This window comes from Ruegeria sp. AD2(2025) (genome assembly GCF_056542385.1).
Genome location: NZ_JBQFZS010000005.1, coordinates 18,345 through 37,005 on the forward strand (window position 1 = coordinate 18,345; position 18,661 = coordinate 37,005).

General features: G+C 60.7%; 22 protein-coding genes. 14 read left to right on the forward strand and 8 right to left on the reverse strand.

Features of this window, described 5'->3' with window-relative positions:
* Nucleotides 1–32: 32 nt before the first annotated feature.
* Nucleotides 33–1,055 carry an endonuclease/exonuclease/phosphatase family protein gene (locus ACR1XV_RS11835; RefSeq protein ID WP_480531516.1) on the reverse strand — a complete coding sequence of 341 codons (1,023 nt, stop codon included), beginning with the start codon at nt 1,053–1,055 and terminating at the stop codon, nt 33–35.
* On the reverse strand, nt 1,052–1,831 hold the full coding sequence (locus ACR1XV_RS11840) for a hypothetical protein (protein ID WP_480531518.1): 780 nt from the start codon (nt 1,829–1,831) through the stop codon (nt 1,052–1,054). Before ACR1XV_RS11840 ends, ACR1XV_RS11835 begins: the two co-directional genes overlap by 4 nt.
* Between ACR1XV_RS11840 and ACR1XV_RS11845 the strand changes: the two genes are divergently transcribed.
* Nucleotides 1,821–2,189, forward strand: coding sequence for a hypothetical protein (locus ACR1XV_RS11845; RefSeq protein WP_480531520.1), 369 nt, complete (start codon nt 1,821–1,823; stop codon nt 2,187–2,189). The two genes, ACR1XV_RS11840 and ACR1XV_RS11845, sit on opposite strands and share 11 nt — an antisense overlap.
* A 24-nt stretch (nt 2,190–2,213) precedes the next feature.
* On the opposite strand, the gene leuD is transcribed toward ACR1XV_RS11845, so the two are convergent.
* Genes leuD through ACR1XV_RS11865 form a run of 4 tightly spaced genes read right to left on the reverse strand, consistent with a single transcriptional unit; the run spans nt 2,214 to nt 4,988 of the window.
* Nucleotides 2,214–2,819, reverse strand: a complete 606-nt coding sequence (gene leuD / locus ACR1XV_RS11850) for a 3-isopropylmalate dehydratase small subunit (protein WP_480531522.1) — start codon at nt 2,817–2,819, stop codon at nt 2,214–2,216.
* Between the two features lie 42 nt (nt 2,820–2,861).
* A complete protein-coding gene (locus ACR1XV_RS11855) occupies nt 2,862–3,407 on the reverse strand; it encodes an HdeD family acid-resistance protein (protein ID WP_480531524.1) in 546 nt (181 codons plus the stop codon).
* A gap of 37 nt (nt 3,408–3,444) precedes the next feature.
* Nucleotides 3,445–4,848: a 3-isopropylmalate dehydratase large subunit gene (gene leuC, locus ACR1XV_RS11860; protein WP_480531526.1), complete on the reverse strand. Its 1,404-nt coding sequence runs from the start codon at nt 4,846–4,848 to the stop codon at nt 3,445–3,447.
* 44 nt (nt 4,849–4,892) lie between these two features.
* Entirely contained in the window at nt 4,893–4,988 is a 96-nt protein-coding gene (locus ACR1XV_RS11865) for an isopropylmalate isomerase (RefSeq protein WP_260023663.1), read from the reverse strand.
* Nucleotides 4,989–5,073: 85 nt separating this feature from the next.
* On the opposite strand from ACR1XV_RS11865, the gene ACR1XV_RS11870 reads away from it, so the two are divergent.
* The 4 genes from ACR1XV_RS11870 (at nt 5,074) to ACR1XV_RS11885 (ending at nt 7,973) form a co-directional block, all read left to right on the forward strand.
* The gene (locus ACR1XV_RS11870; RefSeq protein ID WP_480532059.1) at nt 5,074–6,444 is read left to right on the forward strand and encodes a mechanosensitive ion channel family protein; all 1,371 of its coding nucleotides are present in this window, start codon (nt 5,074–5,076) and stop codon (nt 6,442–6,444) included.
* Nucleotides 6,445–6,609: 165 nt separating this feature from the next.
* Nucleotides 6,610–6,969: a ribosome silencing factor gene (rsfS, locus tag ACR1XV_RS11875; RefSeq protein ID WP_058276550.1), complete on the forward strand. Its 360-nt coding sequence runs from the start codon at nt 6,610–6,612 to the stop codon at nt 6,967–6,969.
* Between the two features lie 44 nt (nt 6,970–7,013).
* Nucleotides 7,014–7,484, forward strand: a complete 471-nt coding sequence (rlmH, locus tag ACR1XV_RS11880; protein WP_480531528.1) for a 23S rRNA (pseudouridine(1915)-N(3))-methyltransferase RlmH — start codon at nt 7,014–7,016, stop codon at nt 7,482–7,484.
* 3 nt (nt 7,485–7,487) lie between these two features.
* Nucleotides 7,488–7,973, forward strand: coding sequence for a flavodoxin family protein (locus tag ACR1XV_RS11885; protein ID WP_480531530.1), 486 nt, complete (start codon nt 7,488–7,490; stop codon nt 7,971–7,973).
* On the opposite strand, the gene ACR1XV_RS11890 is transcribed toward ACR1XV_RS11885, so the two are convergent.
* Both ACR1XV_RS11890 and ACR1XV_RS11895 read right to left on the reverse strand, forming a co-directional pair.
* Nucleotides 7,970–8,317, reverse strand: a complete 348-nt coding sequence (locus ACR1XV_RS11890) for a hypothetical protein (protein ID WP_480531532.1) — start codon at nt 8,315–8,317, stop codon at nt 7,970–7,972. The genes ACR1XV_RS11885 and ACR1XV_RS11890 overlap by 4 nt on opposite strands.
* A 35-nt stretch (nt 8,318–8,352) precedes the next feature.
* Complete coding sequence (locus ACR1XV_RS11895; protein ID WP_480531534.1) at nt 8,353–9,063, reverse strand: DUF599 domain-containing protein; 711 nt, start codon at nt 9,061–9,063, stop codon at nt 8,353–8,355.
* Nucleotides 9,064–9,144: 81 nt separating this feature from the next.
* On the opposite strand from ACR1XV_RS11895, the gene ACR1XV_RS11900 reads away from it, so the two are divergent.
* From ACR1XV_RS11900 to ACR1XV_RS11940, 9 genes are all read left to right on the forward strand, one after another.
* Nucleotides 9,145–10,584, forward strand: coding sequence for an FAD-linked oxidase C-terminal domain-containing protein (locus ACR1XV_RS11900; protein WP_480531536.1), 1,440 nt, complete (start codon nt 9,145–9,147; stop codon nt 10,582–10,584).
* Between the two features lie 66 nt (nt 10,585–10,650).
* Entirely contained in the window at nt 10,651–11,751 is a 1,101-nt protein-coding gene (locus ACR1XV_RS11905) for an FAD-binding protein (protein WP_480531538.1), read from the forward strand.
* A 3-nt stretch (nt 11,752–11,754) separates the two neighbouring features.
* Nucleotides 11,755–13,071, forward strand: coding sequence for a glycolate oxidase subunit GlcF (glcF, locus tag ACR1XV_RS11910; protein ID WP_480531540.1), 1,317 nt, complete (start codon nt 11,755–11,757; stop codon nt 13,069–13,071).
* A 56-nt stretch (nt 13,072–13,127) separates the two neighbouring features.
* Nucleotides 13,128–13,913: a trypsin-like serine peptidase gene (locus ACR1XV_RS11915; protein ID WP_480531542.1), complete on the forward strand. Its 786-nt coding sequence runs from the start codon at nt 13,128–13,130 to the stop codon at nt 13,911–13,913.
* Entirely contained in the window at nt 13,910–14,728 is an 819-nt protein-coding gene (locus tag ACR1XV_RS11920; RefSeq protein WP_480531544.1) for a trypsin-like serine peptidase, read from the forward strand. The genes ACR1XV_RS11915 and ACR1XV_RS11920 overlap by 4 nt, the downstream gene beginning before the upstream one ends.
* A 122-nt stretch (nt 14,729–14,850) precedes the next feature.
* Entirely contained in the window at nt 14,851–15,318 is a 468-nt protein-coding gene (locus ACR1XV_RS11925) for an Hsp20 family protein (RefSeq protein ID WP_480531546.1), read from the forward strand.
* A gap of 209 nt (nt 15,319–15,527) precedes the next feature.
* Nucleotides 15,528–15,959 carry a hypothetical protein gene (locus ACR1XV_RS11930; RefSeq protein WP_480531548.1) on the forward strand — a complete coding sequence of 144 codons (432 nt, stop codon included), beginning with the start codon at nt 15,528–15,530 and terminating at the stop codon, nt 15,957–15,959.
* 196 nt (nt 15,960–16,155) lie between these two features.
* Nucleotides 16,156–17,235, forward strand: coding sequence for a hypothetical protein (locus ACR1XV_RS11935; RefSeq protein ID WP_480531550.1), 1,080 nt, complete (start codon nt 16,156–16,158; stop codon nt 17,233–17,235).
* A gap of 270 nt (nt 17,236–17,505) precedes the next feature.
* Entirely contained in the window at nt 17,506–18,624 is a 1,119-nt protein-coding gene (locus ACR1XV_RS11940; RefSeq protein ID WP_480531552.1) for a hypothetical protein, read from the forward strand.
* The last annotated feature ends 37 nt before the right edge of the window (nt 18,625–18,661 follow it).

Here is an 18,661-nt window from a genome sequence, read left to right on the forward strand (position 1 = left end):
TATCGGTGGCCCTTTTTCTGTGTGGCACTGGTCTAACGATCCAGTAGATCGACCCAGACCAGTCGATGGCGACTGGCCGTTTCTGCAACTGTGCGGGCAGACGGCGCAGGCCAATGGACGCCAGCGTCCTGCACTTGCCAATCTGCCGATGGCAAAACGTAATCCACCCGCATTTCGCCGACCCCTTTCCAGAACACCGTCGCGCCCGAGCCTTCGTCATCGATGGGTTCGGGGTCTTGCAGTTGAGGATGGGTCAGAAGGGAGCGGATCGCCTCGGTGCGGCCCTCGCCACGGCTCGGGTCGAGATTGGCGTCCCCCGCAATGACAAAGCGGCCCAAGGGGGCCGGTCCCAGTTTGCCGTCCAGAAGCAGGGACCAGAACCGCACCTCGTCCCGGTTGCGGAGCCCGTTGCGGTCTTCGGGCCCGCCGAAAACCGGGGGGCTGGCGTGGAAGGTCATGATCTGCAGCGGCCCGCCCGGCGTCTGGATCGGGATCACCCAATGCGCGGTGGAAGATAGCCGCTGTATCGCCTGCGCTTGCGCAGATGGAAACGGCGCGCCCTCGACCGTTGGCAGGATCGCCCCGGGCAGATCGCGCCACAGGATTTCGGAATAAGACAGCACCTTATCCGCGGCGATGGGATAGCGGGACAGGACCGCCAACCCGTTCTGGCCGGTGAACCTGCCCCAACCCTGCGCATCGCCCGGACCGCCGGTCTGACCGTCTCCGTCCAGATCAAGATCGGTCTCAAGCCCTGAATTGGGCCTTGCCGTAAAGCTGTAGGGATAGCTCAGCCCGTTCTCGTCCAACATCGCTGCCAGCGCGGCAAGCGCATGGCCCTCCAGATCCCAGTCGATGCCCTGCAGGGCCACGATATCGGGCCGGGTTTCAGTCAGCACCTGCACCACCGCGCGGACCTGCGCATCGCCGCGCCGAATATCGCGCAGCAGCAGGCCCGGACCGTCGCGGCCAAGTTCGGTGTTATAGCTTGCAATGCGCAAAGTATCTGCCTGCGCCGCGAAGGGCAGCAACAGCAGAACAAGCGCCCGGATCATGCGATCTGGGCAGCCTCGGTGGTAGAATAGGCGCGCCGTTTTTCTACGATCAGCCCGGCAATCCGCAGCGTTGCCATGCCGCGCATGATCATACTGGCCGGCAGGAAGGCCCAGGCACACAGCGTCCAGATCAGCGTCTGCGGGTTGCCCAGCGCAATCGGTGTCACAAACGCGGCCAGCAGTTTGATCAGCGCAGGGATCAGGAACGGCAGCAGCGCTCCGATGGCGATGTTCAGCCGGCCGTCGCGCTGCAACCGGGTGACGACATCTCCGCCCTTGGTGGGGTCGAACAGCGGCAGGTTGGTCCAGACGTTGAAGGCGCCGTTGCCCGTGGGCCAGCCGCGCAGTTTGACCGCGTATGCAAAGCTGGCAATCGTCACCAGCGCGGCGACATAAGCGACGCTGGCCGAGATACGCACCAGTTCGATCAGAGGCTGACTTGCATCCGCGGGCAACATCAGCACCACCAGACGCACGGGCGAATAGGGGAAATCGAGCACGTTGGCGACCATCAGACCGGTCGAATAAAACAGGCTGGTCAGGCTTGAGGGGTCATAAGCATTCTTGCAGATCAGCGTCAGGAAGGTGACCATCGACACCAGCCCGACAAAACGCAGCCGGTTCACCGGCGGCGCATCGCGGAATTCGATGAAACTGGGAAAGGCCGAGTTGTATTCGGAGAACGTCAGAAGGAAGGCAAGAATCGCCACAAAGACGACGATCTCGGTCCCGTTCGATGTCGATGCGGGAAGGTATAACGCAGGGGTGAGCACCATAAGTGCCACCAATAGTCCACGTATCGCCGCCCCCGATGTGCGTGCAATCACAATCCGAACCCTTTCCAAACCGGAGCAGCCGAATTCTCAGGTCGGCTTTCGCTTCCAACTTGTGCTCACCGTTCTTTTCGACGGTTACCTCAATATCGCCAACATTGACGATAAGCGGTATTTCGCTCAAGCCGGAGTGCAGAAAACACTTAATTTCGGGCAAAATGATGGCGCAACTGGTGCGGGATTGCATCATTTTGGACGCAAATCCGGCGTGTATCTCAATGTGATACCTAGATGTTGTGGTTTTTCAAGGATCAACCCCAATAATACGAACGGGGCCGCACTTGCGACCCCGTCAGGTTGAGTATCCACAGATTCGCCCCCGGAATCATACCCAGGGGCGGGCCTGACTTGCGTGATCCTCGAACTTGTCGATGTGGTGGTCTTTTTCCATGGTCAGGCCGATATCGTCCAGACCGTTCAGCAGACAGTGCTTGCGGTGCGGGTCAATGTCGAATTCGATCACAACCCCGTCCGAGGTGGTGATCTGCTGATCTTCCAGATGCACGGTCATGCGGGCGTTTTCACCCTTATGCGCGTCCTCCATCAGGATCACGTGATGCTCTTCCTCGACCACGATGGGCAAGATGCCGTTCTTGAAGCAGTTGTTGAAAAAGATGTCGGCGAAGCTGGTCGAGATCACGACCTTGATGCCGAAATCCTTGATCGCCCAGGGCGCATGTTCGCGCGATGAGCCGCAGCCGAAATTGTCGCCCGCCACCAGAATCTCGGTGTTGCGATAGGCGGGCTTGTTCAGAACGAAATCCTCGTTCTCGCCGCCATGCTCGTGATAGCGCATCTCGTCAAATAGCACGACGCCAAGGCCGGACCGTTTGATGGTTTTCAGGTGCACTTTGGGAATGATCATATCGGTGTCGATATTGATCAGCGGCATCGGGGCGGCCACCCCGTGGACTTTTTCAAACTTTTCCATCTTTACACTCCTGCGGGGTAGGGCCGCGCCCGTGCCTCGCGTTTAAGCTTCTTTCGTTTCGTCTTTGGGTGCGTTCTTGACGAAGAACGCCATGAAGATCAGGCCGAACCCGTTGAACAGCATCTCGATGCCCAGCAGGATGCCCAGAAGGCTCAGCAAGGCTGCTGGTTCCGCGGCCGCGTAAGACCAGATGATACCGGCCAGCACGATCGACAAGATGCCTGAGATCATCGTGGGCCAGAAAAACTGCGTTCCTTTCATCTGGAACGACAGAATGACCCGCGCGATACCGCCTGCCATGAACAGGATCAGCATCACGGTCGCCAGCGTCAGCGTGCCTTGCAGCGGGTGATCCAAAAAGGACCAGCCCAAAAACAGCATGACCGCACCCATGATGAGCGACAGGATCTTGTTGCCGGTGCCTTCAACGGTAAAGCCACCGACGATCTGCAGCGCCCCCGCGATCAGCAGCAGCACGCCAGTCACCACGGTCACCGCGACGGAGGCCACTACAGGTGCGCCCAGCACGAAGATGCCGAACGCTATGGACAGAAGCCCCAACAGGAGCCATTTGATCCAGTCACTCATTTGTTCAATCCCTCAAATATCTAGATATGAGCGGACCTTACATCAATTCACGGACGTCTGTCAGCCGTCCCGTGAGTGCCGCTGCGGCAGCCATCGCCGGGCTCAGCAGATGGGTCCGGCCACCCCGTCCCTGTCGCCCTTCGAAGTTGCGGTTCGAGGTCGCGGCACAGCGCTCGCCCGGTTGCAACTGATCGGGATTCATCGCTAGGCACATGGAACAACCCGCCAGACGCCATTCAAACCCGGCCTCTTTGAAGATGTCCGCCAGACCCTCTTCTTCGGCCTGAGCCCGAACAAGGCCCGAGCCGGGTACGACCATGGCGCGCATGCCGTCCTTGATCTTCTTGCCTTTCAGGATTTCAGCCGCCGCGCGCAGATCCTCGATCCGGCCATTAGTGCAGGACCCGATAAAGACGGTATCGACCTCGACTTCGCTCAGCTTCTGACCGGCTTCCAGTCCCATATATTCGATGGATCGACGGGCCGCATCGACCTTGCCACCTTCGAAATCTTCGGGGTGCGGGACGGTCGCGGTGATCGGCAGCACGTCTTCGGGGCTGGTGCCCCAGGTTACGACAGGGGCGATATCTTCGCCGCGCAGGGTCACGACCTTGTCGAAATGCGCGCCCTCATCTGTATAGAGCGTTTTCCACCAGTCCATCGCGGCCTCCCATTGTGCACCCTTGGGCGCATGGGGGCGGCCTTTGACATATTCAAAGGTGGTTTCATCCGGGGCGATCAGGCCCGCGCGCGCGCCGCCTTCGATGGCCATGTTGCAGACGGTCATGCGCCCTTCCATCGACAGATCACGGATTGCTTCGCCGCAATATTCGATGACATAGCCGGTGCCGCCGGCCGTGCCGGTCTCACCAATTACGGCCAGAGTGATGTCCTTGGCGGTCACGCCCGGCTGCAATTTGCCGGTGATTTCCACCTTCATGTTCTTGGACTTCTTCTGGATCAGAGTCTGGGTGGCCAGAACGTGTTCGACCTCAGAGGTGCCGATGCCGTGGGCCAGTGCGCCGAACGCGCCGTGGGTGGCGGTATGGCTGTCGCCGCAGACAACGGTCATGCCGGGCAGGGTCCAGCCCTGTTCAGGGCCAACGATGTGGACGATGCCCTGACGGACGTCATGCACCGGGTAATAGTGAATGCCGAAATCCTTGGCGTTCTTGTCCAGCGCTTCGACCTGAATGCGCGATTCCGGGTTTTCGATCCCGTTCACGCGGTCCGGCGTGGTGGGCACGTTGTGGTCCGGCACGGCAATCGTCTTTTCCGGTGCGCGCACCTTTCGGCCCGCCATGCGCAGGCCTTCGAACGCCTGCGGGCTGGTCACTTCGTGCACCAGATGGCGGTCGATATACAGCAGGCAGGTGCCATCTTCGGCCTCGTGGGCGACATGGGCATCCCAGATCTTGTCATAGAGTGTTTTGGGGGACATCGGTCCTCTCCCCGTATGTAATGAGAAATAGCTGGCGAGGTGGCTTAGGCCGCGGATAGGCGGGCCAGAACCGTGCGGGCAGCCCCAAAGAACCGTTCACGCAGGCGCGCGCGATCTTCCAGATTCTGTTCTTGGGCCACATTGAGTCTCATGCGCACCAGATATATCGGGGTTTGCCGTCAATCAAGGTTCAATCCGGCCACGGGCTTGCAACGCCTCGTGTGGATGGTCAATCTGGGCGTTATGAACCAGGACCTCATTCCGGAAACGCTGTCCGAGCTTTACGCCAACATGGTGGCGGCCTTCTCTTCCCAGTTTGAAAACCTGATCGAGCTGATCGTGACGCCGGGCTGGCGCCAGTATCAGCTGGTTATCATCCTGTTCCTGTGGGGTCTGGCCTTTCTGCTCAAGCTACTGACCCAGCGCAGGTGGGAGGCATGGGCCCGCGCGCGGTCGGGTTGGCCAAAGTGGCGGCTGCGCATCCTGATTCAGTTCATGCGACGCCTGACACTGGTGTATTTCGTTGTGTTGTCCTGGGGGCTGTATCTGATCATGCAGCAGGTCACATGGCCTTCGCGCAGCTATATCATTGGCGTGTTTGCGACTCTTGCAGCGGCATGGCTGGCCATCGCTTTGGTGTCGCGGCTGGTGCGCAACCGGACCTTGCGGCAGATTTTCAAGTGGTCGATGTGGGTCTATGCCACGCTGGCTGCACTGGGGCTGACGGACGATGTGGCCGATTTCCTGGACGGGGTTGCGGTCTCTATCGGCGATCTGCACATTTCGGCGCTGGGCATCATAAAGGCCGTTCTGCTGATCGGTATCCTGCTGACATTGGCCCGGGTGGGCACCCGCGCAGCCGAGAGGGGTCTGAAAAGCAACGACGATATCACGCCCTCGATGCAGGTGCTGTTGGCAAAGGGTATTCAGGTCCTGCTTTATGGCGCGGTTTTCATGGCCGCGATCCGCACGCTGGGGTTTGATCTAACCGGTATTGCCCTGCTGTCCGGTGCGATTGGTGTGGGGATCGGTTTCGGGCTGCAGAAAGTGGTCTCGAACCTGATCTCGGGCATCATCATCCTGATGGACCGGTCGATCAAACCGGGTGATGTGATCTCGCTGGGCGACACGTTCGGTTGGATCAATGCGCTGGGTGCGCGCTATGTGTCGGTTGTAACGCGGGACGGGCGGGAATACCTGATCCCGAATGAGGATCTGATCACCAATCAGGTGGTGAACTGGTCGCATTCGGACAAGTTCGTGCGCCTCGATCTGGATTTCGGAACCAGTTATGGCGATGACCCGCATCTGGTCCGTGCCACAGCGATCCGTGCGGTGAAATCGGTGGATCGGGTCCTGACCAGCAGCAAGCACCAACCGGTCTGCCATATCACCAGTTTCGGGGACAGCAGCGTGGACTATCTGTTGCGGTTTTGGATCAGCGACCCGACCAAGGGGCTGACCAATATCCGGGGTAATGTCTATCTGGCCCTTTGGGACGCGTTTCAGGCCGAGGGCATCTCGTTACCCTTCCCGCAGCGTGAAGTACGCTTGTTGAAAGACGACGCAGAGACGCAACAACTCGCCAAAGAGTGAGCGTGCGTCAGGCACCTCTGAGGCGCTTTCATTGAAATGTTGCATTCCCCTTGTTACCTTAATAGTACCCCAGCGCCGGGGATTTGGCGGCGCGCAGCAAAGGAGGACTATGTCCTGTCTCTACATACCCAGGCGGGTTTGCCCGCCGAAGACGGGGCCAGCGTAATGGCCCACTCTCAGTCAATCAGCGACAAGCTGCTTGAGCGTATCCTTTCCTCACTTTCCGATGACAAGGCCGAAGACGTCGTGCAGATCAACCTGCAAGGTAAGTCTTCTGTTGCGGATCACATGGTGATTGCCTCGGGTCGGTCGACGCGTCAGGTCTCGGCCATGGCGGAAAAGCTGACGGATCGCATCAAGCAGGAATTCGGTTTCACCTCGAAGGTCGAAGGCAAGGATGCCGGCGACTGGGTGTTGATCGATACGGGCGACGTGATCGTCCATATCTTCCGCCCCGAAGTGCGTGAATTCTATCAGCTGGAAAAGATGTGGCTGCCTCAGGGCGGCAGCGCCTCAGCCAACTGAGGCGCCATCCCGGCCCGTATTGAAGGGTCGGAGGCGAGAGAGACATGCGTATCAGCATCGTTGCGGTCGGGCGATTGCGCGCCGGACCGGAGAAATCCCTGCTTGACGATTACCTGACCCGATTTGACAGGACCGGCCGTGGCCTGGGCCTTGGTCCCGCGCGGGTGATCGAGGTTGAGGACAAGAAAAACGCAGGTATGGGGGCCGAGGCCGCGTTGTTGCGCAAGGCGCTGCCCAAAGGCGCGGTGATCTGCACTTTGGACGAACGCGGACGGGTGATGTCCTCGCCGGAATTTGCCAAAAAGCTGGGCGGATGGCGCGATGCCGGACGTCAGGATCTGGCGCTGATCATCGGCGGAGCGGATGGAATAGACCCTAATCTGCGGGCTGAGGCCGATTTTTCGATCTCATTCGGTGCGATGGTCTGGCCCCATATGCTGGTCCGTGTGATGCTGGCCGAGCAACTGTATCGGGCTGCAACCATCCTCTCGGGCGGCCCTTATCACCGGGTCTGAAACATGGCGCAGCTTCTGATCGTTTACCATTCGCGCACCGGCGGTGCCCGGCAGATGGCGGAAGCGGCTGCCGAGGCAGCAAATTCCGAGGCGGATACGATCCTGAAAACCGCCGATCAAGCGGGGCCGGAGGATCTGCTGGCCGCCGACGGCTATATCTTCTGCGCCCCCGAGAATCTGGCGGCAATTTCGGGTCTGATGAAGGAGTTTTTCGACCGCACCTATTATCCAGTTCTGGGCCGGATCGAAGGTCGCCCCTATGCCCAGATGATCTGCGCCGGGTCCGACGGGCAGAACGCGGCCCGTCAGATCGCCCGCATCGCAACTGGCTGGCGGCTGAAAGAGGTGCAGCCGCCGCTAATCCTCTGCACCCACGCGCAAACGCCCGAGGCTATTCTGGCCGAAAAAACCATTCAACAGGATCAGCTGGACCAATGCCGAGAGATCGGCGCGGCGCTGGGCGCGGGTCTGACGTTGGGTGTGTTCTAGTTCAAATCAACCACAAAGGTCTCTTTCGCCCAGCCATCCACATTGGTGCGGGCCTGAACCTGTACCTGAGACGTGCCCGCCGGGATCGCGACACCGCTGAGTGACCGGGTAAAGGGCTGTTCGTTCTCATGCGGGTGATGCAGCACGCGCATCCCCAGCTCTGCTCCCTCCATATCCAGCACGCGCCAACCGTCGGCATAGTCGTCCCAACCGGTTTCCGGATGCGAGACGGTCACGTCGAATCGCCAGGTATCGCCGCTCTGCCGGGCGGTGACATTTTCGATCACGGGATCGTCGGCAAGGGCGGGGCTGGCCAGAAGGGCGGCAAGAATCACATATCGCATGGCGTGAATATACGCAGGGTCGCGGGGCGATCCGATCACGTCTTTGTGTTTGGCGGCAGGGTCATCAATACACCCAGCGAATGCGAGGCGAACTCGCGCCGATAGAGCACACCCAGCGTCAGGACCGACCCGATCATCAGAGCCACCGGGCCCAGAATCCACGCCACCGAGGCCAGCGCGAAATAGGTGGCCCGCAAGGCGCGGTTGAAACTGCGTGAGGCGGTAACGCAGATCTCGGCGGCCTGCGCGGCGCGGGGATAGGCGTGCGGGTCGGTGTCATCGTTCGGCACCGCCGCCATCAGCACCGCGCAATAGCCGAACAGGCGGTGGGCCCAGACATATTTCAGAAAGGCGTTAGACAGAAACAGCAGCGTGATCAGGATCTTGATTTCCCACACCAGCGCCGGCGCGCTACCGATGGCAAGGTCCTTGGCAACCCCGGCCAGACGCTCGGTATTGCCCAGCAGCGCCAGCGCGCCGCCGATGCCGATCATCGTGGTCGAGGCAAAAAACGTGCTGCCCTGCCGCATGTTGCCAATCACATGAGCGTCGAACATGCGCGGCTGCCGGGTCACCATCTCGCGCATCCAGTTGCGGCGGAAATCGTCCATCATCATCGAGACCGACGGCTTGCCTGCGGGCGCATTCTCGATCCGCCAGCCGATCCATTGCCAGGCCCCCACAAGCAGCGCAATGGCCGCATAGTCGAGCGGGGAAAACAGAAGGGCACGATCAATCCAGGTCATGCGCGCGACAGTAGGCGGGGCAGCGCAAACTTGCCAGATGGGAAAATTGGTAATATCTTTTTACCAAATGGAGGGTCCGTCATGGAGATGCCGCAACCAAACCCCAAGGTACTTGCGCGCAAGAACGCCATCGTCGCGCGTCTGCGGCAGGTGCTGCCCGAGGATGCCATCATCCACGACCCGCATGAGACCCGCGCATATGAATGCGACGCGCTGACCGCATATCGGTGCCCGCCCATGCTGGCGGTGCTGCCATCCAGTACGCAGGAGGTTTCCGATATCCTGCGCATCTGCCACGCCGAAGGCGTGCCGGTGGTGCCGCGCGGGTCGGGCACCTCGCTGGCGGGGGGGGCGCTGCCGACTGCCGATTGCGTGATCCTGGGCGTGGCGCGGATGAACGACGTGCTGGAGGTCGATTACGGCAACCGATTTATCCGGGTGCAGACCGGTCGCACCAATCTGAGCGTCACCGGCGCGGTAGAACAGGACGATTTCTTTTACGCTCCCGACCCCTCGTCCCAGCTTGCTTGTGCGATTGCGGGCAACATCGCAATGAACTCGGGCGGGGCGCATTGTCTGAAATACGGGGTGACGACCAACAACCTGCTGGGCGTGACCATGGTGCTGATGGATGGCCGCGTGATCGAGATCGGCGGCGCGCATCTGGATGCGGGTGGGCTGGATCTGCTGGGCGTGATCTGCGGATCCGAGGGTCAGCTGGGCGTGGTGACCGAGGCGACTTTGCGCATTTTGCGCAAGCCCGAGGGCGCGCGGCCGGTTTTGATGGGGTTTGACGACAATGAGGTGGCAGGGCAATGCGTCTCGGACATCATCAAATCGGGGATTTTGCCGGTGGCGATCGAGTTCATGGACCGGCTGTGCATTCAGGCGTGTGAGAATTTCGCCCATGCCGGGTATCCCGATTGCGAAGCGTTGCTGATCGTCGAGGTCGAGGGATCAGAGGCCGAGATCGACGATCAGCTGACCCGAATCCTCGAGATTGCCCGCCGCCACAATCCGGTGGAATTGCGAGAAAGCCGGTCCGCCGAAGAAAGCGCGCGCATCTGGCTGGGTCGGAAATCGGCCTTCGGCGCGATGGGACAGATGAACGACTATATGTGCCTGGATGGGACGATCCCGGTCTCGTCGCTGCCCGAGGTCCTGAAGCGGATCGGGGAACTGAGCGACGCCTATGGTCTGCCGGTGGGCAATGTGTTTCACGCGGGCGATGGCAATATGCATCCGTTGATCCTGTTTGATGCCAATAAGCCCGGCGATCTGGAGAAATGCGAGGCGTTCGGGGCCGAGATACTGAAACTCTGCGTCGATGCCGGGGGATGCCTGACCGGAGAGCATGGGGTGGGCATCGAAAAACGCGATCTGATGGCCCATCAATATGCGCCACAGGACCTTGAGGCACAGATGGCGGTTAAGGATGTGTTCGATCCGGCCTGGTTGTTGAATCCGGCGAAGGTGTTCCCTTTGGATGTGTCCGAGGGGCGGCGGGTGGCTGCGGAGTAGGGGGCTCTGCCCCCGTGGCGCAGGGCGCGCGACTCCCCCGAAGTATTTTTGAACAGAAGAAGTGTTATGGAACCGCAAACGGAAACGGAACTGGCTGAACGGGTAGCGGGGTTGGATGGCCCGGTCCGGACTGTAGGTGGCGGGACGCGTGGGGTGGCCGGGGCCGAGCCTGTGTTGTCTGTGGCGGGGTTGCGCGGCATCACGCTTTATGAGCCGGGGGCCCTGACGCTGGTGGTGCGGGCGGGAACACCGGTGGCCGAGGTCGAGGCGGCGCTGGAGGCGGAGGGGCAGCAGCTGGCCTTTGAGCCGATGGATCACCGCGGCGTGCTGGGCACTGGCGGGGAACCGACCATCGGGGGTGTGGTGGCGGCGAATATCTCGGGGCCGCGGCGGATTCAGGCCGGAGCCTGCCGGGATTTCCTGTTGGGTGTGCGGTTCGTCGACGGGCAGGGGCAGATCGTCAAGAATGGCGGGCGGGTGATGAAAAACGTCACCGGCTATGATCTGGTCAAGCTGATGGCCGGGTCCTGGGGCACGTTGGGGGTGTTGACTGAAGTGTCGCTGAAGGTGTTGCCGAGGCCCGAGCGGGTGGGCACGCTGGCGATTGCGGTGCCGGATGCCGAGGTGGCCGTACGGGTGCTGTCGGCGGCATTGACCTCGGCCTTTGAGGTCACCGGGGCGGCGTATGATCCGGCTGTGGAAAAGGCCTTGATTAGGGTCGAAGGCTTTGCGGATTCGGTGACCTATCGATTGGACAGGCTTGTGGCCGCGCTGGGTGGTTTCGGCACGGTGTCGGAAGAGGCCGATGCGGAAGCGGTCTGGCGGTCCGTCCGTGATGTTCACGCCTTTCAGGGCAAAGGCGGCGATATCTGGCGTCTGTCCGTCAAGCCGGGGGATGCGCCCGAGATCGCCGCGCGGGCCGGGGCCGATCAGGTGCTGTTCGACTGGGGCGGCGGGCTCGTGTGGCTGCGGATGCCTGCGGGCACTGATCTTCGGGGACGGCTTGGCGCGTTTTCGGGTCATGCGTCCCTGGTGCGGGCAGATCGCGAGACGTTCGAGACTCTGGGCCGATTTCAGCCGCAAAGCGCCGAAATTCAGGCTCTGACACAAGGTATTCGGCAGAAATTCGATCCGCGCGGCGTGTTCAATCCGGGTTTGATGGGGTAGGCGATGCAGACGACATTTACCGAAGCACAGTTGCGGGACCCGGCGATCCAGCGCTCGAACGAGATCTTGCGCAGTTGCGTGCATTGTGGGTTCTGTACGGCGACCTGCCCGACCTATCAGGTCTTGGGGGACGAACTGGACAGCCCGCGGGGGCGGATTTACCTGATCAAGGATATGCTGGAAAACAACCGGGTGCCGGATGAAAAGACGGTCCGGCATATCGATCGCTGCCTGTCCTGTCTCGCATGTATGACCACCTGTCCGTCAGGTGTGCATTATATGCATCTGGTTGATCATGCGCGCGAATACATCGAGGCGACGTATAAACGCCCGCTGACCGACCGGTTGTTGCGTTGGCTGCTGGCACGGATCCTGCCCTATCCGATGCGCTTTCGTTGGGCGTTGATCGGCGCGCGGTTGGGGCGACCGTTCCGATTTCTGATGCCGGATGCGCGGCTGCGGGCGATGCTGGATATGGCGCCGAAACATATCCCTCCGGTCAGCCGCAATGACGATCCGCAGCGGTTCTTGCCGTCGGGCGCGCGCAAGATGCGCGTGGCGCTGATGACGGGCTGTGCCCAGAAGGCGTTGAACACCGATATCAACGACGCCACGATCCGGCTGCTGACCCGGCTGGGGTGCGAGGTGGTGGTGGCCGATGGCGCGGGGTGTTGCGGGGCGCTGACCCATCATATGGGCCGGACAAGCGACAGCCACGCAGCCGCGGCCGCGAATATCCGGGCCTGGGCGCGCGAGATCGATGGCGGGGGGTTGGATGCGATTGTCGTCAACACCTCGGGCTGCGGTACGACGATCAAGGACTATGGCCATATGTTCCGCAACGATCCGCTGGCCGAAGACGCCGCGCGGGTGGCGGCGCTGGCCGCCGATGTGACCGAGGTGCTGGCCCGGCTGGACATGCCTGAAGCCGCGCCGAAGGATATGGTCGTTGCCTATCACGCCGCCTGTTCGTTGCAGCACGGGCAGAAGATCACCTCGCATCCTAAGGACTTGCTAAAAACCGCTGGTTTCGCAGTATTAGAGCCTGCTGACAGCCATATGTGCTGCGGCAGCGCGGGCACTTACAACCTGCTGCAACCCGAGATTTCGGCCCAGCTGAAACAACGCAAGGTCCGCTCGCTTGAGGCAAGGGGGCCCGATGTGATCGCGGCGGGCAATATCGGCTGTATGATGCAGATCGGGTCGGGCACGCAGGTTCCGGTTGTTCACACGGTCGAGCTGCTGGATTGGGCGACTGGCGGGCCGCGCCCCCGCGCCATCAGACCTGTGCAAAATGCTGCAGTGCCCGGTTTGCCCTAATTTTGCCCCACCCAGCGCATTAAGGTTGTCGCCGGACCACATGACCGGAGACCCGCGTGCGCAACTGGATCACGGCGATTGTTTTTGGCCTGCTGCCCCTGACGGCGCAGGCGCAGGACACAGGGCTGAAACGCCTCGAGACGACGGATTCCGGGCGCGAATGGATGGCGGTCGGGCGGTTGGATATCGGTGAGTCCGGGTTTTGCACCGGGGCATTGATCGCGCCGAGCCTGGTTCTGACCGCCGCGCATTGTCTTTTCGACAAAACCACCGGTCAGCGGGTCGACCCGTCGCGGATCGAGTTTCTGGCGGGCTGGCGTCTGGGTCATGCCTCGGCCTATCGCACCGCGCGGCGGACGGTGGTTCATCCGGATTATGAATATGACAACAATGCCTCGCCCACACGGGTTCGGCACGATATCGCGCTGATCGAGCTGTGGCGGCCGATCCGCAACACCTCGGTCATTCCGTTTGAGACAGGCCGCCGCCCGACGCGGGGCGAGGATGTGGGCGTCGTCTCATACGCCCATGACCGCGCCGAAGCACCTTCGCTGCAAGAAGTCTGCTCGGTCATGGCCCGGCAGGCGGGTATTCTGGTGATGTCCTGTGACGTTGATTTCGGCGCATCCGGGGCTCCGATCTTTTCCTTTGAGGGCGGTCGCCCCCGCATCGTCTCGGTCGTTGCGGCCAAGGCCGAGATGCACGGCCGCAGCGTGTCGCTGGGCACGGCGCTGGAACATTCTTTGGAACTTTTGCAGGCCGAGCTGTCGGAAGGGCGTGGTGTCAGCGCGTCAACGACGGGCAGCCGCACAAATCCCGGAGCGAAGTTTATCAAACCATGATCCGTCTGTTTCTGGGCTTTGTCCTGCTCATCTCAGTTTCTGCAACCGCCGCTTTGGCCCAGAACGCCGGAAAGCGTCGCCTGACCGACCGTGACGACCTGTATGGATGGGAGGCGATCGGGCGGCTGGATTTCGGTGATCAGGGGTTCTGCACCGGGACGCTGATTGCCCGCGATATGGTTCTGACAGCAGCCCATTGTGCGTTGGACAAGGCCACCGGCAAGCCCTACGCGCCCGGCGAGGTCACCTTTCGCGCGGGTCTGAGCGATGGTGAAGCGCTGGCCGAACGCAAGGTGATCCAGATCGCGGCACACCCTGATTTCGTGGTCAATCGGCCGGTGTCCGCCCCGCGTGTCCGGGTCGATGTGGCCCTGATGCGGCTGGACGAGCCGATCCCCTACGCCATTGCCAACCCCTTTGCGCTGCACAGCGGGCGGGTCAGCGGCAACGAAATCAGCGTGGCCTCGTATGGTCGCGGGCGGGCCGAGGCTATCACGCGCCAGCGGTCCTGCCGTATCCTGCAGCGCGGGCAGGGGCTGATCAGCTTTGACTGCGACGTGACCTTCGGGTCCTCCGGGTCGGCCATTCTAGCGAAAAACGGGCCGCGCTGGCAGATTCTGTCGGTCGTCTCGGCGGTTGGAACGGATGGTCGGCAGAAGGTCGGATACGGGATGGAACTGCCCGCCGTTCTGGCCGAGCTCAAGGCCATCATGCGCCGCGATGCGCCCCGGCCCACGGCCACGATCCGCCGGTTGCAGCCGGGGTCCGGCAAATCCACGTCGGGTGCGAAATTCATCAGTTCCGGTGGGTCTTGAACCACGCCAATCCGCTTCCCATCTGAGATGTATCGGATCGCCTGCACAGGGGTCCGTCACATCATCGCCCGTCCATTCGGAGGGCACCCAATCGCAAATCGCTCAAGGATGAGGATATAGACATGCGTACTTTTGACTTTGCTCCGCTGCACCGCGCCACCATCGGTTTTGATCGCGTCGCCGACATGATGGATCGTGTTCTGACCAACGACGTGGCCCAGCCCAGCTATCCGCCGTACAACATCGAAAAGACCGAAGCCGATACTTATCGCATCTCGGTGGCCGTTGCCGGTTTTGCCGAACATGACCTGTCGGTCGAGGTGAAAGAGAATTCGCTGGTCGTCTCGGGCAAGAAAGCCGCCGAGGACAAGGACCGCAGCTATTTGCATCGCGGCATCGCCACCCGCGCGTTCGAACGCCGCTTTGCGCTGGCCGACCATGTCCGCGTCATTGGCGCGAGCCACGAGAACGGAATGCTGAACATCGACCTCAAGCGCGAAGTGCCCGAGGCGCTGAAACCGCGCCGGATCGAGATTTCGTCCGGCAAAGCCATCGAAAAGGATGTGGTCGACGCCAAGGCCGTGAACTGAGGCTATTGATCACGCGGCGATAATCCGGCCTCTCTGGGATTATCGCAGCCCACGCCCCGCGTTCCTCCAGACGCGGGGCGAAGTGTTTTTGGCCCGCGCGGGCCATTGATGGGCGACGAGGCACAAAAATCTGGCAATAGGCCCGACCGTCACGTTAGTCTTTTTGGCAAGACCCCTTTATCGATCTGCCAAAAAGGAAAACGTGACCGATGTTCCCGAAAATTGTCTCTGCCGGCCTCTGCTGCACTGTATTTGCTCTGACCTCGGTGGCTGCGGCCCCCGCCAAGGCAGACGACACCGGTGCGCTGATCGCCGGGGTTGCGCTGGGTGTGTTGGGGGCGTCGATTGCCAAGCACCATCACAAACATGGATCGCACTATCAGAAGCACCCTCATGTCTCGCCCGAAGAGAACGCCATCGGTCTGTGTATGCACCGGACCCACACGGCCATGTCCAATCAGGGATATTATGCCGTCGATTTCGAGCGGACGCTGTCCTACACGACCAATGCCGATGGCATTGACCTGATCGATCTGGAGGTCGCCCGGTCCAGCGACAGCACGGATGCGCGCAGCTATATCAAGGCGCATTGTGCGATCCAGAACGATCAGGTGGTGAACTTCCGGTACTCGAACTACTGACCCGATCCGGCGCGGAAAACGGCGGGCCGTTGCATTCAGGTCGCGGCCCCGAATGCGCGTGTCCGCGCCGGTTGTCCCCGTCTTTTCTTTCGCTGCGTAATTTGCCAGTCTTTGCGGGAATTTGGCATCCAAAGGGATGTAAATAGGCATAACATTACCTATATATTGGGTAGATAACACAAAAAAGGGATAGCAGATGTCGAACCAGCAGTTTGAAGCCTTGATTCAGGAAACGCAGACCAAGGTGCGCGAAAGTCAGTCGCAGATCGAGGGGCTGACCTCTCGCATCGAAGCGGCGCGGGCCAAGATCGGGACAGCCGAGGCTGATATCGACATCGAGAACGCCACTTTGGAGGACGTCCACGCCCATACCGAGGTGATGAACGCCAATATTGCCGAGCTGATCATGGGGCTGGACGACGTCACCAACGCCTTTTCCAAGGATTTCGATGAGATGCGTTCGAAAACCGGCTGGGAGTCGTTTGTCGGCATCTTCGCCAAGGCCAAATCCGAGTCGATGCGGCAAGAGCGGATGCGCACCGCCAATATCGATGACAAGCTGCAGGACCTGATCGCCAAATCCGATGTGATCGTAAAGCTGCTGGAAGGGCAATTGTCGGTACTGGAAGAACAGCGTGTGAAGGTCGAAGACAACCTGACCGTCACGCTGGACGACCGCGAGGCTACCGTAGCTGAACTGGAAGCGTTGCGCGCCGAGATACAAGGCATGGACCCGGCGATCATAACACTGGAAAACAAGATCAGCGTCGAACAGGATGCCGCCGCGCGCACCCAGTTAGAGACTGAATTGGCCGAGCTGAACAAGCAATACAACGCCAAGGTTCAGGAAGAACAGGTCAAGCTGGCCAAGTCTCAGACGCTGGAGCGCTATATCGAAAAGGGCAAAACCTGGGTCGATTCCCTACAGAACCAGGCGGCGACGCAGATGGTGCTGATCAACAAGCTGCAGACAGACACGCAACAGCGCGTGGTGCTGTATGACGCCCTGACCAAATCGCTGAAAACCGCGCAGCAGCAGGACGTTGCCCACCGCATCAACGAGATCGGCGTGCAGACCGACCAAGAGGCGCAAACCGCCATGGCCGCCATTGGCACTGCGACCAACCAGAAAATGGCCGACATGCTTGAGGCGCATGAGGACCACATGGTCTTTGCCCGCGATGTGCTGGAGAAAAAGGCCAAGGCGGACGAACGCTTTGCCCGCCGGTTTGCCTCGATTGTCGAGAAGCATGATAAGAATTTGTATGGCGGATGAAGTGGTTTAGCCAAAAAGACTTTAGGCTGCTCAGAATTGGCCTCTTTCTCGTGGTTTGGCCGTTCCCTGTCTATGGCCTAACGGCCCTTCTGCATGAAATCGGTGTCGATGGCGGAGCTTATAAGCTGCTCGGCTTCCTCACTCTATATGTCGGGCCGGGTAGTGTAATCTTCGGGCTTATCATCTTCGCATTGTACCTGATCTCGGAAGTTCTTCTTTTGCCTTGGCGGCTTCATCAATGCCGCACAAACGGGTGTAATAAATCTGCCAATGACTAACCCCACCCACGACCATGTCGGCCTGACCGACACCTTCGCCTCGCGCCGCTATTTCCGCAAATTCGAGGTGATCACTGTCCACCTCCTGCGCGTGGCCGCGACGATGGAGGCCGAGGGCGCGATCAGCAAGCAAGAGGTGCGGATCGTGTCGCGCTACCTCTCGGGGTTGCTCTACACCTTCCGCGCGCTGAGCATGAAATACCTGCTGGTCGGGCGCGATACGGGGCGCTTCTTCGGTAGCCTTGCCATGGACAAGCGCGACAGCGGGTTTCCGGTGGCGGCCGAGTTGTTGACCATGGCCAACGACGCGCAGCAGGCGCAGGTGCATCTGGCGAATATGCCCTCGGAAGATGACTTAAAAACCGACATGGTGCGGACGATCATTGGCGATCAGGAAATCCCCACCAAGCTGCAATTCGCGCTGTCGCAGAGGCTCTATTACGAGGAATTGCTGAAAGGTCAGCTGTTCTGGGCCCGCAATGATCCCGAGTGCCACTGGATCGGGAATGAGGGCGACCGGCGCAAGTTCATGATCCACTGGGCGGTTTATGACAGCCAGATCAACCTGCCGGTCATCTACCTTATGCAGTTGGAGGATAGCGGCAAAACGGCCCTGCCCAAGGACCAACGCCGCTGGCCCGAAGTGCAGGCCCACCTGATGGCGCAATCCTTGGGTGGGTTGAAACTGGTGACGATTGCGAAGGGCTTCGATCAGGATTTCGACGACCTGCACCCCAAACATCTGCGTCGCATCCACGTGGGGCCGATGTATTCCTCGGCCTATACCGAGCAATCCGGCCCTCTGAGGCAGGTGCTGGAGGACGCACAGGCGCCGCAAGGTCAGGATTGGGCCTTGGCCTGGACCACCGAAGAGCTGGAAAGCGAGGAGGTGATTCAGGAGCGATCCGGCTGGTTCGGGACAGTCGATCGAGAGGTTTTTGCATTGGATCCGTTTGGCGGGCAGGGGGCTGAAACTGGGGCCACGCGCACCCAGCGCTCGATCATCCTGCCACAGCGTCCGTTTCAGGTACTGGCCGAACGGAATCCACCGGGCTTTGCTGATGTCCGCAAGTTCGTGGTCAGCAAGTCAGGGCAAGTGTTGCGATACTGAGATTCTCGCCTACGGCGACCGTATTTTGAACGAGAAG